15 protein-coding genes are annotated in these 14,638 nt (G+C 47.7%); 7 read left to right on the top strand and 8 right to left on the bottom strand.

The window, feature by feature from the left end:
- Positions 1-12: 12 nt before the first annotated feature.
- Complete coding sequence (locus tag U2F10_RS17430) at positions 13-996, bottom strand: GlxA family transcriptional regulator (RefSeq protein ID WP_163696894.1); 984 nt, start codon at positions 994-996, stop codon at positions 13-15.
- 101 nt (positions 997-1,097) lie between these two features.
- Here U2F10_RS17430 and U2F10_RS17425 point away from each other — a divergent pair, with 101 nt between their 5' ends.
- The 4 genes from U2F10_RS17425 (at position 1,098) to U2F10_RS17410 (ending at position 3,412) form a co-directional block, all read left to right on the top strand.
- A complete protein-coding gene (locus U2F10_RS17425; protein ID WP_163696896.1) occupies positions 1,098-1,478 on the top strand; it encodes a Cif family virulence factor in 381 nt (126 codons plus the stop codon).
- Between the two features lie 72 nt (positions 1,479-1,550).
- The gene (locus U2F10_RS17420; RefSeq protein ID WP_163696898.1) at positions 1,551-1,691 is read left to right on the top strand and encodes a hypothetical protein; all 141 of its coding nucleotides are present in this window, start codon (positions 1,551-1,553) and stop codon (positions 1,689-1,691) included.
- A 73-nt stretch (positions 1,692-1,764) separates the two neighbouring features.
- The gene (locus tag U2F10_RS17415) at positions 1,765-2,688 is read left to right on the top strand and encodes a formylglycine-generating enzyme family protein (RefSeq protein ID WP_499867010.1); all 924 of its coding nucleotides are present in this window, start codon (positions 1,765-1,767) and stop codon (positions 2,686-2,688) included.
- Between the two features lie 397 nt (positions 2,689-3,085).
- A complete protein-coding gene (locus U2F10_RS17410; RefSeq protein WP_163660779.1) occupies positions 3,086-3,412 on the top strand; it encodes a hypothetical protein in 327 nt (108 codons plus the stop codon).
- Between the two features lie 126 nt (positions 3,413-3,538).
- Here U2F10_RS17410 and U2F10_RS17405 read toward each other — a convergent pair whose 3' ends face one another.
- Positions 3,539-4,573: a hypothetical protein gene (locus U2F10_RS17405; RefSeq protein WP_499872871.1), complete on the bottom strand. Its 1,035-nt coding sequence runs from the start codon at positions 4,571-4,573 to the stop codon at positions 3,539-3,541.
- A gap of 123 nt (positions 4,574-4,696) precedes the next feature.
- Positions 4,697-7,063, bottom strand: coding sequence for a single-stranded-DNA-specific exonuclease RecJ (gene recJ, locus U2F10_RS17400; protein ID WP_499872869.1), 2,367 nt, complete (start codon positions 7,061-7,063; stop codon positions 4,697-4,699).
- Between the two features lie 163 nt (positions 7,064-7,226).
- Here recJ and U2F10_RS17395 point away from each other — a divergent pair, with 163 nt between their 5' ends.
- The 3 genes from U2F10_RS17395 (at position 7,227) to U2F10_RS17385 (ending at position 10,921) form a co-directional block, all read left to right on the top strand.
- Entirely contained in the window at positions 7,227-8,420 is a 1,194-nt protein-coding gene (locus U2F10_RS17395) for an AI-2E family transporter (RefSeq protein ID WP_163660773.1), read from the top strand.
- A gap of 67 nt (positions 8,421-8,487) precedes the next feature.
- On the top strand, positions 8,488-10,023 hold the full coding sequence (locus U2F10_RS17390; protein ID WP_499867014.1) for an AAA family ATPase: 1,536 nt from the start codon (positions 8,488-8,490) through the stop codon (positions 10,021-10,023).
- A 463-nt stretch (positions 10,024-10,486) separates the two neighbouring features.
- The gene (locus U2F10_RS17385) at positions 10,487-10,921 is read left to right on the top strand and encodes an FxLYD domain-containing protein (RefSeq protein WP_163660769.1); all 435 of its coding nucleotides are present in this window, start codon (positions 10,487-10,489) and stop codon (positions 10,919-10,921) included.
- Between the two features lie 101 nt (positions 10,922-11,022).
- Here U2F10_RS17385 and U2F10_RS17380 read toward each other — a convergent pair whose 3' ends face one another.
- The 5 genes from U2F10_RS17380 to U2F10_RS17360 all read right to left on the bottom strand — a co-directional run bounded on the left by U2F10_RS17380 (position 11,023) and on the right by U2F10_RS17360 (position 14,546).
- Positions 11,023-11,322: a YggT family protein gene (locus tag U2F10_RS17380; RefSeq protein ID WP_006515111.1), complete on the bottom strand. Its 300-nt coding sequence runs from the start codon at positions 11,320-11,322 to the stop codon at positions 11,023-11,025.
- Positions 11,323-11,588: 266 nt separating this feature from the next.
- Complete coding sequence (locus tag U2F10_RS17375; RefSeq protein WP_163660767.1) at positions 11,589-11,906, bottom strand: ssl2009 family thylakoid membrane protein; 318 nt, start codon at positions 11,904-11,906, stop codon at positions 11,589-11,591.
- Positions 11,907-11,918: 12 nt separating this feature from the next.
- Complete coding sequence (gene upp / locus U2F10_RS17370) at positions 11,919-12,575, bottom strand: uracil phosphoribosyltransferase (RefSeq protein ID WP_163660765.1); 657 nt, start codon at positions 12,573-12,575, stop codon at positions 11,919-11,921.
- A 127-nt stretch (positions 12,576-12,702) separates the two neighbouring features.
- Positions 12,703-13,071 (bottom strand): response regulator transcription factor, encoded by a 369-nt coding sequence (locus tag U2F10_RS17365; protein WP_006515114.1) that lies wholly within the window; start codon positions 13,069-13,071, stop codon positions 12,703-12,705.
- A 242-nt stretch (positions 13,072-13,313) separates the two neighbouring features.
- Positions 13,314-14,546: a DUF790 family protein gene (locus U2F10_RS17360; RefSeq protein WP_499872867.1), complete on the bottom strand. Its 1,233-nt coding sequence runs from the start codon at positions 14,544-14,546 to the stop codon at positions 13,314-13,316.
- Between the last annotated feature and the right edge of the window lie 92 nt (positions 14,547-14,638).

Raw genomic sequence — 14,638 nt, 5'->3', positions numbered from 1 at the left:
TGCGCCTCAAAGTTAGCTAGTCACATCAGTTATCACTCGTACAGAAAATCGACGTCTATATTCACTGGGTTGCAGCCCGATCAACCGATAAAAGACTTTTCGAAACGCACCCTGATCTTCATATCCAACTTTCCAGGCAATTTCACTAAACGAGGTTTGAGAAAACTCTAGCATTTCTCTCGCTTTACCTACCCGCAAAGCCTGAAGATATTCAATGGGTTTCATGCCAGTCGCTTTTTTGAAACGACGTAAAAATGTGCGTTCTCCCAATACGGCCACAGTCGTCATATCAGCAATAGATATGGACTCACTGTAATGGGCTTGAAGCCAATGCTGTACTCGCAATATCGCCTCATCACCATGGTAGAACTGAGGCGCAAACTTGCTATAAAACCGTTGTTCTCGACCGTTAGGATCAATAAGAAAAAACTGGGCCACCTCTAGCATTACTGAAGGGCCTAAAAATCGGTCAATCAGACGCAAGCCCAAATCAATCCAAGCCGTCACACCTCCTGCGGTGATGATATCGCCATCCTCAATTACCATCTGCTCGGTCCGCACTCGCACCTTAGGAAATTGAGTTGCCAGCACCTCTTTCAAAGCCCAATGGGTGGTAGCAGGTCGGCCATCTAGCAAGCCAGTACGAGCCAGTACAAAGGCCGCTGTACAAATAGAACAAATGACAGCTCCTCCGTCATGTTGTGTTTTTAACCAGTCCAATAGCACAACGTCTGGCTCATCTGTTCCTTGGCTTTCAAGATTAGGGGGAATAATGACTACCGTTAGTTGATTTGGGCAGTCAGTATTATCCAGAACCTCTACGGATCCTGACTTCGGGGCTAGCTGCCAACGGCTGACTGACAATGGTTCCACAGTTCGTGGGGTATGCTCCATCGCTATCCGATTAGCTGTAAAAAACAGGTCCGTCAGACCATAAACCGCTGACAGCTGTGCACCAGGATACATCAGGAGACCAATCGTTATCTGCTGAACCATAGGTTGTCAGAAATGACATCAAATAAGTCGATTTTGACACTGTTTTTCCAGTTTGAGTATCACTAACCTGGGTAATGTATACCGGCAAAGGAATCCAAACAATGAACCAGGTCCCTCAAAATTCAACCTTGTTAACAGCTGTCAATGAAGCTAGTTCAAGATGGAAAATGGCATTTAACACAGGTGATGCCGCAGGCTGCACAGCTCAATATGAGGCATCTGCCATCATGCAGGCTATTCCCTTCGGTACTTTTACAGGGCACGCTGAGATCCAAGCATTTTGGCAACAACTGATTGATGATGGTTTTTCTGATGTGGAGTACATCGAACCTAAGATCGAAGTCCTGGATGCAACAACAGCTGTTTTATCTTCGAAATGGAAGATGAACAAGGCCCATGGAGTGATTCATAAAGAGCTATGGGTTTTGCAGGCTGATGGTACTGCTAAGCTGAAAGAAGATAGGTTCGAGGCGCAAGGTTAACTGCATGTAGGAGATAAAATATACCGCCCTGAGAAGCTTGGTAATACGTGATTCGCATTGTAATTTGCAGGGATGGCAAAAGGCACAGCCACTTTTAGATCGTCTATTTTTATTGGGGATATTGTTGTCGAGACCGCTAGGGTTGAGGGCATTCAACAGTTTGGTCTGGGTTTGGGACCGCCGGGCGTAGTACAGGCATCCGTTTCGACATAATGCCGATAATATTCACAGCCCATTCTCAGGCTAACGCTTTAAGATGTCATACGTCTTGGTGAGAGGAACAGCTATGACAAGGTCAATCCATAGAAACTTGAGTCTGTTGTCGCTGTTGATGCTGATCGGCTGTCAGGATGTCACGTCTGGATCTACGCCTGAGATGACACAGGCGGACTGTGAGGCAATGCCAGGATTTGCATATGTGGAGGGTGGTGACTTTATTGCAGGTAGCGATCGCACCGAACGCGACTACGCCTATCGCATCAGTGCAGAAGGGTTTGCAGATTCGCCCGAGGATGTGGCTACAGCCGAAGCGGGCTACCGCCAGCGGGGTTGGTTTGAGCGGGAACCAGACAGACGCACAGAGACCTTGCCTTCATTCTGCATGGGCCAAAACCTGATCACCAATGCGGACTACCAGGCATTCGTGCTAACAACAGAGCATCGATCACCAGGGATTTCGGCAGCGGATTATCAGGAACAGGGCTTTTTAGTCCATGACTACAATGAGGTGGAACCTTATCTGTGGCATGAAGACCAATATCCAGCAGGGCAGGAAAATCATCCGGTGGTGCTGATTTCCTATGGAGATGCGGTGGCCTATGCAGAGTGGCGCTCTGGTCAAGATGGCGTCAGCTATCGGCTACCGACAGCATTGGAGTGGGAAAAGGCAGCGCGGGGGACAGATGGACGCTACTTTCCTTGGGGTCGTGAGTGGCGAGATGATGGGACAAATTGGGCCAAAAATGGTCCCTATGGGACGAGTGATGTAGGGACTTATCCATTGAGCCAGAGTCCTTACGGCATCGAGGATATGGCAGGAAATGTGTTTGAGTACACCAGCACTCTGACTAGAGGTGGCGCTGAGGTTTTCCTCAAGGGCTGCAGTTGGGACGATTTCCCCGGTTTTTGTCGCGCCGCCTACCAGCATGATCGGCCTGTAGAATCTCGACATATCCTATTTGGGTTCCGCCTAGTGATGGAGGACAACTAAGTCCTAAGCCACAAAAGTGCGGACATCCCCAACCCTGTTAAAGAAAAGATTCTCACCAATCTCTTCCTACAGACTCAATTGACTGAAATATTAGCCGAATATCCGAAATATTTAGCAGAGGCTATCCTGGTCCATCATAGCCAGTATGCTGGGCGGTTTTCTAGAATTAGGCTGGTTGCAGGCCCAAACTTTAGCCAGAGTTTTGCAGCATTGCCCCTATTTCCGTAGCCTGTATAAGCACAAACGGAAATCACAATCCCCATGTTCTACTTCACATCCTGGTAGGTCAACTTTAAAATTAGGGCGTTGCTGTAGATAAAGGATTATGGGTCGTTTACATTGGTTATGTCTGCTTAGCCTAGTTTTACTCTTACAAGCCTGTAGCAGTTTTGGCACCATGCCACCTCAATCAGTCATAGAACAAGGCCTAGCCATCAAAATGGCCCAAACCCAGCAGGCACTAATCATTCATCTAGCGCCCAAAGTACCTCAACTGCCCAACGTTAAACTCCGTCAGGTTGAAGTAACCCTACGCGAACCTCAAGATGACGATATATTTCACATTCAAGGCACCTACCAAGCTACCATCCAGCTAACCAGTCGAGAAAAAAAAGAATCTGGTCCATTTGATCTCTACCTTGCCAGAGAGAAAACAGAAGATACCGTCAGCTGGTTTTTGGTATCCGATGATCATAGAGAATTATTAATAACAAACCCTACGTAACACAAAGATAGCAGAGTACATTGAGCTTAATTCTAAAGGCTCCCTAATCATAAAAATAGAATGAGAAAACGTTCTCTTTGCCCTCAACATCGTATATGTCATACGTAAATGTGTGAGAAGAGAGGCCTATCTTTGATCTATACGCTGATCGGCAAACTGACGAATAAATCCGAACTTGTTCAACATGGTATTAAAAGGATCGTCAGTTTTTTTCTGTAACCGGTGTAGATCGTCTGCCACGCCATAAACTCCATCGGGCGTCAGAAAGAGAAACTGAATCAGGTCAGGTTCAGGTAGAGCATGGTCCTCGATGGGAGATGCTTTTGGCAGTAGCGTTTGAGCCATTTGAACAATTTCTTGAGCGACTTGGGCCACCTTGAGGTCAGCCCCCAACCCAACCATGCCACCCCCTGATGTGGGTCGAAAAGAAGCCTCGCCAGATAGAAACGCAGTCAACGATATCGCCCATTTTTCCGATGTGCGCTCATCCATCATACCAACGTCCATCAGCACAGCATACACTGGATCAATAGCACTGTCAGAACCCCCTGCCTGGCCAGCATCAATGTTAAAAATAGCCTCGCGCCAGGTTTGATAATCCGGTGTTATTCTCATGCGGTGATTGGAGGCATTGAACTGCCGTTCGCGCGGATTATCACCTTGCAAGGGTGTTTCACCTAAAAACTCTTTGATGGCTTGCAACGCTGCATCTACACCCTCACCATCATTGTAGTAGAGCATCTCTTTTTTCTGATCATCGCTGGTTGCAAACGTTAGGTTGTAGAACCAATGCGTTCCATAGTTACCATTGCGCTTTTTATATCGACGTTTGTGGGTACCTACACTGACATTCTGTAGTGTGGAGAATTGCAGCTGCCAACGTTTAGTGCCAAGTAGGGTTTTGCGATCGCATCTAACTGCATCAACCGTCTTATCCAAGGTTAGCGTTTCCGACTGTAGCGCCAGGTAGAGCATATACAGGCCATAGGCTCCCAAAGCCGCCAGTAACCAGAAACCATAGGCAGGCACTTCTCCACTAGAAACGATAAGGATACATCCCAATACTGTTAGGCTCAAAATAATCAGTGGCAAAATCAACCCGTTGCGATCGCTGGCACTGACAATAACAAGTTCTAAATCAGTCTGTTTATTAATTCTCATCAGAATAGAAGCACGGCGCTGTTAGCTCAGGCTCAGCTTACAGCGCCACGGTGTTGCCTCAGCAGACATTCATGAAACGTTAAGACATCACTCAGGCTTGGGATTGTTCTAGCACTCATACGCTTATCGCTCCATAACCGTTTGAGCAACATTTACAGGCACATCAGAAAAGTACTTTCGCTGAAACTGTTCTTCTCGTAAACTTGCTAAGAACAACCGTAGCTTAGTCTGTTGTTGTTCTGTTGTTGCAGCCAGACTCGCATCATATAGGAGAGTGATGGCCATAGAGGAAAATAGTAAAGGAGATGGGGGAAGCCCTCCGACTTCCATAGGCGCATCCAAATCAGTCTCTCTGATCTGAAACCCTAAACTACCCAATGCAGCTAACCCAGCTCCTAACGCCACCTCTCCCAGCTCCAGCTTTGTCATTAGTTCTGCCACCGTCACACATGTCTCCGTGCGCGCCAGATACTTGGCAATACCGACTAGCCGCTTCCACACCTCAATCGGAGGCACCGGCTCAGGCTTGTCATAGGCCAACACCAAAGGCGCATGCTGCTGGTTAGCCTGATGAAACCAGGGGCGCAGGTCTTGCCATGTCGTCGGACACTGGGTAACCACCAGCGCATCGGATACATCTGTTGCAGCAGATTGGGCACGACAATCAATCACCTGCTGCTTGGGTATGGCCACCGACACAGCAGTCTCAGACTCCACAGAGCGCACATCGATCAACCGCACCTCATAGCCGCCATACTGGGGCTGTTTCCGTCGAGAATAGGCATTAAAATCTATCTCTACCACCACATCACAACGACCCACGGGCAGGTCATCTTTATAGTGGCCCCACCACAGTCCCGGAAATCCAGCTGTCGACGTATCGTCCTTGATCAAAAAATGGGTTTTGATAAATCTCAGCTTACGATGCGAGATTGGGTCTTTAATCTTCTGATGCCAAGTATTATCAAACCAAGCATGGCGAATCAACAATCGGGGCACCGGATTGCCCATGCCATAGGGCTCTAGCAAATTTAGCTGCTGAAATAACTCCTTACCCAGCTCACATACGCTCACGTCCAAGTCCACCTGAATCATCGGACCAGAGGTGACTCCCACCTGCCGCAGCTGCCGGTTCAGGGCATCGGCAAACACACCGACATTCTCCACCGGCAACGTCATGCCTGCCGCAAAGGGATGCCCGCCAAAGCTAGTTAATAGATGCGCCTGGTCTGTCACTAGCTGATACAGATCAATCTGATTCACTGACCGAGCTGAGCCCCGCGCTACCTCACCATCAATGGTGAGCAAAATTGTTGGCTTGCCGTACTCCTGAGCCACTTGACCAGCAACAATTCCCAATACACCCGTTGGCCATTGAGCATCGGCTAGCACAATTACCTGGGCAGTGGCCATATCTACCCCACTCAGCTGCTGGCTCACCTGAGTGTAAACATCCTTTTGCAAGGCCTTACGACGGGTATTGGCGATTTCCGTCTGTTCTGCTAGCTCCTGACAACGGTCTGGGTCTTGGCTGGTCAGCAGCTCAACGCAAAATCGGGCATCGCCATGGATACGGCTAACGGCGTTGATGCGGGGACCAATGCCAAAGGAAATGTCCGTAGGGCGATCGCCGGTTCGACGACACAGCCTCAGTAGCTGAGCCACCCCAGGACGAATTGGATCGTCTGTTATTAGATGGGTCTGCAGTTGACGAATACCAATTTGTGCTAAGTAGCGACAGTCGTCGCTCAGCTGCACCAAGTCTGCAATTAGACCAATGGCCACTAAATCCGTCAGCTCTGCCAGAGGCCGTGTGGGTGTCAGACAGCCATAGAGTGCTTCGATTAACTTGTAGGCAACCGCAACACCAGACAGGTTAGCCAGGGGATGCTCGGGTTCAAAATAACGTGGATTAATGATGGCGACCACGTTCGGTCGCTCATCCGGCAAGGTGTGGTGATCGGTAATGATCGCATCGATCCCCAGTGTCCGGGCATGATCGATTTCTTGGAGGTTAGTACTCCCATTGTCACAGGTGATCACTAAGGTTGTCCCTGCATCTGCCAGGGCCTCAAGGCCATGGATAGACAGACCATGGGAATCAGTCAGCCGGTTAGGGATAAAGTAGTTGAGCTGTCCATCTGGAAAAAACTGGCGTAGACCATCCCACAACACCGCCGTAGAGGTAATACCGTCCGCATCAAAATCTCCCCAAATCGTGATGGTTTCTTGATGCTCCACGGCCTGAAGAATGCGTTCCACAGCTTGCTTCATTTCTGAGCCAAAAGCAGCTGGTGGAGTAGGCTGATAGGTATCAGGGGCAATAAACGCTGTTAGTTGCTCGGCTGTGCGAATGCCACGTTGCCACAGTAGTTCCGCCGCTCGCTTTGGCGGATTGGGTGAATTCGCAATCGTCTGGACAGTCTCGACCCAATCGGTGGAAATCGTCTCGTCGTTGGGGAGCTGCCACTGAGGAGTGGGTGTGGTCAAAATAACGGTGAATAGGCTAGTTTTTCTTTTGAAAGATTTTTATTTGTAGTAGGTTAGCTAAAATGGGCGGAATTCCGTCTGGTTATGGTGAGGTAGTTCTGTATTGGAGCAAATCCGATAACCAGTAAGCACAGTATGCCGTGGTGATAGTCAGGAGTATTTCGTGAAGCTTGGTGAATGGATTGGCCTGATCAGCATCTTAGCGACTTTCTATATTCTTTGGGCGCTACGGGCAATTTTACTGTTGGTGTTTATGGCAGTGGTGCTTGCGATCGCACTTAACAGCTTCGCACGTCGTGTACAGAAAACAGGCGTTCCCCGACGATTTGCCGTCCCCCTAGTACTGACGAGTAGTTTTTTAGTCGTTACCCTCTTTTTAGTTTTAGTAGTCCCCCCCTTTGTCGCACAATTTGAACTGTTAATCGCTCTCATCATTGATGCTATTCGCGAGCTCCCTGAAACGCTGGCTCAACTTGAAACGTACTTACCCGATCAGTTTCGTTTGCCCGAATTAGAGGAATTTATCAACTGGGCGACCTCTCCAGACTCAGCATTACTCAATGCTTTTAACAATTTAGATATTTTCAACAACTTTTTTACATTTTTCAACTCCTCACTGAGAGTTCTACTCCAATTTCTTCTGGTATTAATCCTATCCCTAATGTTCTTAGGGAATCCAACCATTTACCGCAACACTTTACTACGTCTCATACCATCCTTTTATCGCCGACGAGCAGATGGCATTTTACAAGATTGCGAAATCGCCCTATGCAACTGGATGGGAGGTATTGTTCTCAATTCAGTTTTTATCTTCTCTTTAAGTTTTGTCGGTCTGTGGGTATTACAAATCAAGTTTGTGCTAACTCATGCCCTACTAGCAGGCGTTCTCAACTTTATACCTAACGTCGGACCCAGCATAAGCGTTATTTTTCCAGCCATGGTGGCCCTTCAAGACCCCACCAACCCTTTAAAGATTGTTCCAGTTATTATTTGGTATGTCATCATCCAACAGATTGAAAGCTACTGGTTGACGCCAACGGTAATGGCCCGTCAAATCTCTTTGCCACCAGCATTCACCCTAATTTCCCAAATTTGTTTTGCCTTCATATTTGGTTTTCTCGGTCTTGTGTTAGCCCTACCGCTTGCCGTTGTCGCTAAAATCTGGCTACAGGAACTCGTAATCAAAGATATTCTTGACCAGTGGGAGGTTCCTAATTTTGCTCCTTGGAAAGTAGCTGTAGCCAATGGACCTGACAGTCCAGAATCTCTTCTTGATCAACCGGAACCATTCTCTGGAATCACACCGGACTCCAATGAAGAAGTTAAGGAGACAGGTAGTCCCATAAATAACGGCTAATCTGTTACTTTTCCTTTCTATTACTATCTGGGCATCCTGAGCCCAGCTACACCTGGATCGTTACCTTATGCCCTTTGCTGCCAGCGTTCGTCACCTGCAAACCTTAATCATGTCGTTTCATCCCATCATTGTGGTGGAAACAGTTGAAGAGGAACGCATACAGCAACTAATCAACAAAGCCACCCTGGATTTGCAACTCCCTATCTATGAATGGAGTATTGCTCAAGGGCTAGTCCGACTTGAGGGTAACCAGTATAACCGCTGGCAAAACGAATATGCACCACCTGGAGCCAGTCGTGCTGCTGTGGATCATGATACGGCTGAGCCCGTTGATGCACTGCGGCACATGCAAGCCGTTGCCCACCGCGCCATCTATTGGCTCAAAGATTTTTCTACCCACTTTAACGACCCGGTGGTCACCCGACTTTTCCGCGAAGTTGCCCAGCAGTTTGCCCACAACCAGTCCACTCTCCTGATCTCAGGTGAGCAAGTATCTCTATCACGGGAGATCGGACATGAGGCGGTCTATTTTGATATGCCTTTGCCTGATCGGGATGAATTGCATAAAGCCATTGTGGAAGCCGTACAGGCATTACGGGGACGCATCAAGGTCAAACTAAGCCCAGAGGAAATGCGTACCCTGGTCAGCACAACCCAGGGAATGACGCTAAACCAAACCAAAAAAGTGATTGCCTACGCCGCCCTAGAAGACGGTCACCTGACAGCCAAGGACATTAGTCGAGTCCTAGAGCGCAAGATGCAAATTATCCGTGAAAGCGGTTTACTTGACTATATACCGGTTGAAAAAAACACGGCTGAGCTGGGCGGTTTCGACAACTTAAAACATTGGTTAAATCGTGCTCGCACAGGCTTTAGCCCCCAGGCTCAGGCACTAAATCTCACACCACCGAAGGGCATCTTAATCGTAGGCATCCAGGGCTGTGGAAAATCCTTAGCGGCTAAAACCATTGCCCGTGAATGGCAAATACCCTTGCTCAAGCTGGATGCTGGGCGGCTCTACGATAAGTATGTGGGCGGCTCAGAAAAGAACTTTCGCCAAGCTGTTTCTCTAGCTGAGAAAATGGCCCCCGCTGTTCTGTGGATTGATGAAATCGAAAAAACCATGGGGGGTACCCAGAGCATGGATACGGATGGTGGTTTAAGCCGTCGCCTCTTTGGTTCGTTCTTAACCTGGCTCCAGGAAAAATCCCAAGAAGTTTTTGTTGTTGCCACAGCCAATGATATCTCACAGCTGCCGCCTGAACTGCTACGCAAGGGGCGCTTTGATGAGATTTTCTTTGTGGACTTACCCGATGCACAAGATCGCGCCAAAATTCTTACCATTCATCTCAATCGCCACCACCAAACTCCCGGAAATTTCAACATGGCCGAACTGGTTCAGGCTACCGAGGGCTTTAGCGGTGCCGAAATTCAGCAAATTATTGTATCAAGCTTATATCAATCCATACACGAGCAGTGCTCACTCGATACACCGTTACTGGTTCAAGCCATTAAAACAACCGTTCCTTTATCGATCTCTCGTCGAGAAGATATCCAAAGACTGCGTTGTATGGCGACCGATCGATTTGTACGAGTTAAGTAAATCTTTCAAGATGTAACTCTATCGGGGGCAACAACACTGAGAGCGGCCTTTTCCAAGAGTTTATGTAAACGCTTACTAAGCGGATCTTACAGTTTCTAACAGACAGACGGTGTTTTCGGGTATTCTCTGCAAAAGCTCTGTAACGTTGAGTACTTGCTCTTTTGCTCACAACTTTTTGACGCGTCAGGTGTTTGGACACAGGAGTCCATTGATCTGACATACCCGTTAGCTGACCTGACACACTATCTTACCGTTTTGGAGAAACCTCCCATGAACCCTGCTCAAATTCAAGGACTTTGGATTTGCCTGAGCTTTTCATTGGCAATGATCTTGCTAACACCAGTGCTCGTGTGGGTATTGCCCAATCGTCAGCAAACCGTTTAGAGAAGCACTTGTGCCATCAGGGTATGTTTTTGGCACCATAGACCCGGTACCATAATTAAAACCTACCCTGATTTTTTCCATGGCTTTTCGTGCAACCATTGTCGCCTTTTTAATCATGTGCTTTGGGCTCATGGCATCACCAGCCCAGGCAATGACACCGTTAGACGTGTCTAACCTCGCTTACGCTGAGTGCCCAGCCGAATATGCAGAAGGCATCGTTGACTCAGGCAGCCTTGGCAAAGCTACCTGCTACTTGGTCACAGGCACATTGACCAACAACTCTGGTAAGCCCATTCTCAATGCTGATATTTTTGGTCGTATTTACGACAAAAACAACAATCCAGTCATGCAAAATCGTGGTCGACTCGGTGGCGTAGACTATGTTCCCCCTGGCAGCAGCGACTTTGAAATCCGTGTGTCCATCGCTGCCAATCAACCCCCACCACTCAAGTTAAAGAACTTTAAGGCCTCTGGATTTGTAGGCAAAGTCAGACGCCAGGGTCGAATAGATTAAATTGAAATCTTTGAGAACAAAAAAGGGCGATGCTGTTAGCATCGCCCTTTTTTGTTCAAACAAACTTTGCCCATTCTGGAAACATTGTTGCATGCAACCCGCTAGAAGCTCGAATAAGCCATGTAACCACTTGCAGCCAACGCATAGGTTGCTTGCACCAGAGCACTGCGAACAAACTGAAGCACAATAAAGGCCAAAATCGCAGAAAAATCAATTCCACCCAAAGGAGGAATCACCGATCGGAACAGATTCAAGTATGGATCGGTAATCTGACTAAGCGCAGACAGGAGAGGGTTTCCCCAATCTAAGTTTGGTAGCCAGCTAAGCAGCACCCGTACCAACAGCAGAGCTAAATAGATACTGATAAACTGGGCTAACGCTGCAGGAATGACTTGAAGCATAGGTATCCTACCTTACGAAAATAGAGAATAACTCTAGGGCCTGGTGTTTAGTGTAACCGATGAGTTCTACAACCTAAAAGGGGTTTGATTCAAAGCATTACAACTTGAGTTTACGGTACCTCTCACCCCTTAGTAGAGTGTTGAAAGCCGATATAAACCGACAGTGTTGCTAATCTTCAGAACAGTTCTATCTGAAAGATACGGATATAGCGCAATTTTGCTAAATCCATGCGTCCCCTAAAGTCAATAGCAGCAAACCGACCGCATTAATCGGTGGTCGATGTTTCATAGTCAGCAGCTCGACCATTAGTACTTCCCAATTGCTCACGGACATCCTCAATGGCCGCATTTAGCTCAGAAATTTTATCCTCAAGACCGCGACGAGCAATTTCCATGCGTTCATCGTCACTTATATCAGCCAAATTTTGGCGAATATCTTCTGACAATTGACTAAAACTTGTACTTTTGTCATCCTCTACACGATTAATCCGATTGGCGGCAAGTACTCCAGCCACACCACCAACTAGCCCACCCAACAGAGCTCCTAGAAAAAATCCACCAGTGAAGTTACTCGATTGACTCATGATGTGACGTGATTAATTAGTACCAAATGTGCGATCCCCGGCATCGCCTAGACCTGGAACGATAAAGCCGTTTTCATCCAAACCTTCATCGATAATGCCTGCATAAATAACTAGTTGGGGGTACGCTTCAGCAAGTTTCTGTAGCGCTGGGGGAGCCGTTACTACTGAGACAATCCTAACCAGAGACGGGTCCACACCACGCTTCACTAACTCTGCCATAGTGGCCATCATTGTACCGCCCGTCGCCAACATTGGCTCACTGATCAAGATGCGAGTATTGGGACCAATCTGATCCGGCAGCTTGTTCAGATAACAGCTGGCCTCCAGGGTTTCTTCATTGCGAACAAAGCCAAGGTGATACACCGAAGCCGTAGGCAGTGCCGATTGGACGCCTTCCATCAACGCCAACCCCGCCCTCAAAATGGGGATCACCATCAGCGGCATTTCAGGATTGATAAATGTCGCAGGGCTAGGAGCCAGCGGCGTTTCTATGGTGGCATCCACAGTGGGTAACCAATCATTACGAATTGCTTCATAGGTTAACCATCGCCCCATTTCAGTCATGGCACTGCGAAATACAGCAGACGGTGTGTTAACGTCCCGTAACACACCGAGCCAATGTTTGATTAATGGGTGAGGAGGAACGTGAATCCGCAGCTGAATTGCCATGGGAAATGCTAATAGAGACAGTAAGATGGGCTCAAATCTGCCCAATCATACGCCTTTGATAGCGAGGCGGTCTAGGGTTTAGGTGCTGGACTTTTTACCCACTCCCTAGGCCATAAGCCCCCTATACTTATCGCCCCCGCAGCAAGTGTTTAACCGTTTCCACCATCTCGGCCGGGCGAAACGGCTTGGCAATGTAGGCGTCTGCCCCCTGCTTCATCCCCCAATAACGGTCAAATTCTTCATTTTTAGATGAACAAATAACCACTGGCACGTCCTTTGTGGGGCCGTTGTTCTTGACCCAGCGGCACAGCTCATAGCCATTCATATTAGGCATAACGATATCAAGCACCACAAGATCCGGTGGCCTTGACGAAATCATGTCTTTTGCTTTCTCGCCATCTTCAGCTTCTAAAACAGTCATACCCGCTTTGATCAGGAGACCAGAGATCATCTCCCGTAGGGTTGAACTGTCATCCACAATCAAAACCGTGGTCATAATGCAGGGGATAGGTAGAGTTCCTCAAGTGTTAGTTAGCCCATATCAGAGGGCTAGATTAAACGTAACCAGCTAATAATACGAATTCAGTCGACTTCAAGCAATGACTTTTACTACGAGCGATAGTTAAACAGTTAGACGGCTCTAATTTAGAAATGTGGCCTTACTAGCTATCCCTATCGTATTAATTATTAATTATACGAAAAAGATAAGAAGCATTCGTCACGTCAGTTGCCTATTATTCATAGCTCTTCCAGCAGGCTCAGTAGAGATTTAGGCTGTAGCTTATCTTTAAACCAAACAATCTTGGCTGGTACATTGTCTATATCGATACCGGCTTTTGCTAAGTTTAGCCGTTCTGAAATAGCCAGAATCAAATTCTGACAGTCGGACTTTTGCACCTGGGCAAACTTTTTGCGCAGATACTCTGGTCGCCAGTACCCTACTATTTCCAATAAATAGACACGACCGTCGGGATGCACTAACCGAAAGTCAGGAATCATGACGCTGCCAGGGATTGGGATTAAATCAACTTCTCGTTCCAACTGCCACGGAGTTTTCCCCTTCTCCACAAGGGTCATCCAGCGGTCGGCAAAGGCGGCTTCAACCATACTGTCGTAGGGTTTACCCGGCGGGTAATGACTTACCAGGTCACATTCAGAGTCAAGGGTATAGCTTTTTGCAGACAGCGCCTTGGTATAAGTGTCTTTCCATTGCAGTGTGGCGCTGAGGTGCCAACGTGTCACATGCAAAATAGCAGGTACTAACTTGGCAATATCGAGGCCATAGCGAGTACTGGCTTTGAAAAGACTGGCTGGACCGTCGATGGTAACGGTAAACCCCTGGTCTGCTTCCCCTTCAATGTAGGCCATCAACCGAAATAGCTTTAGATACCGGAACATCAGCTTGTACTCACCGGGATCATTACGGTGCAGATTTAAGACCACATGACTGGCTCGATAAAAGATGCCCTGTACTTGGGATAGGTTATAGCGATGGAGCAATGCCTCTGATGTAGGGGCATCAAACTGGGTAAGAATACGATTCTCCTTAAGGTCAGCGTATAATCCCTGCTGAATGTGAATGGGTTCAACATCTTTGTCGAGTTCCTGGGTCAGCTGGCCAGCCAGGTTTTTCAGATGTTGCTGTGCTGCTGTAGGGGATGGCACACTCGCAGCGGCAAGGGCAAAGACACGCTGTCTTAATGCCTGAGGCTCTAGAGGGCTAACAATCTCAAATGTGCTGAAACTGCTGCGGAGGATATGGGCTAAGCCTCGTTTGATCCGGTAGTCAGTGTCTTCACCTTCAAGTTCTTGTAGTTTTTGGTTCAGACTCCCTTGGGTATCGCCCACTGTCGCCTGGAACAGAGAAATGAGATTAGTTGCGATCGCAAGCCAATCTTTACTCAGCGGCAGCTGTTTTGCATCAATGGAGTCACCCCGAGGGCGATGGATTAGCAAGTCAGAAGGAAGCATGTTCCTAAGATAGAGGCTATATAGTTAGTTAAGAGCACAATTAATTTTGAGTTTTGAATTTTGAGTTTTGAATTTTGAGTTTTGAATTTTGA

The organism is Leptothoe sp. EHU-05/26/07-4, from assembly GCF_043421015.1.
GTDB lineage: Bacteria > Cyanobacteriota > Cyanobacteriia > Phormidesmidales > Phormidesmidaceae > Leptothoe > Leptothoe turfae.
Note: the sequence above shows the minus strand (reverse complement) of the source record. Positions and strands in the feature narration are given on the sequence as shown.

What these genes read in the sequence shown, in the direction of transcription:
- U2F10_RS17430 (WP_163696894.1), bottom strand. Translation starts at nt 996, where the DNA reads ATGGTTCAGCAGATAACGATTGGTCTCCTGATGTATCCTGGTGCACAG.
- U2F10_RS17425 (WP_163696896.1), top strand. Translation starts at nt 1,098, where the DNA reads ATGAACCAGGTCCCTCAAAATTCAACCTTGTTAACAGCTGTCAATGAA.
- U2F10_RS17420 (WP_163696898.1), top strand. Translation starts at nt 1,551, where the DNA reads ATGGCAAAAGGCACAGCCACTTTTAGATCGTCTATTTTTATTGGGGAT.
- U2F10_RS17415 (WP_499867010.1), top strand. Translation starts at nt 1,765, where the DNA reads ATGACAAGGTCAATCCATAGAAACTTGAGTCTGTTGTCGCTGTTGATG.
- U2F10_RS17410 (WP_163660779.1), top strand. Translation starts at nt 3,086, where the DNA reads ATGCCACCTCAATCAGTCATAGAACAAGGCCTAGCCATCAAAATGGCC.
- U2F10_RS17405 (WP_499872871.1), bottom strand. Translation starts at nt 4,573, where the DNA reads ATGAGAATTAATAAACAGACTGATTTAGAACTTGTTATTGTCAGTGCC.
- U2F10_RS17390 (WP_499867014.1), top strand. Translation starts at nt 8,488, where the DNA reads ATGCCCTTTGCTGCCAGCGTTCGTCACCTGCAAACCTTAATCATGTCG.
- U2F10_RS17385 (WP_163660769.1), top strand. Translation starts at nt 10,487, where the DNA reads ATGGCTTTTCGTGCAACCATTGTCGCCTTTTTAATCATGTGCTTTGGG.
- U2F10_RS17380 (WP_006515111.1), bottom strand. Translation starts at nt 11,322, where the DNA reads ATGCTTCAAGTCATTCCTGCAGCGTTAGCCCAGTTTATCAGTATCTAT.
- U2F10_RS17375 (WP_163660767.1), bottom strand. Translation starts at nt 11,906, where the DNA reads ATGAGTCAATCGAGTAACTTCACTGGTGGATTTTTTCTAGGAGCTCTG.
- upp (WP_163660765.1), bottom strand. Translation starts at nt 12,575, where the DNA reads ATGGCAATTCAGCTGCGGATTCACGTTCCTCCTCACCCATTAATCAAA.
- U2F10_RS17365 (WP_006515114.1), bottom strand. Translation starts at nt 13,071, where the DNA reads ATGACCACGGTTTTGATTGTGGATGACAGTTCAACCCTACGGGAGATG.
- U2F10_RS17360 (WP_499872867.1), bottom strand. Translation starts at nt 14,546, where the DNA reads ATGCTTCCTTCTGACTTGCTAATCCATCGCCCTCGGGGTGACTCCATT.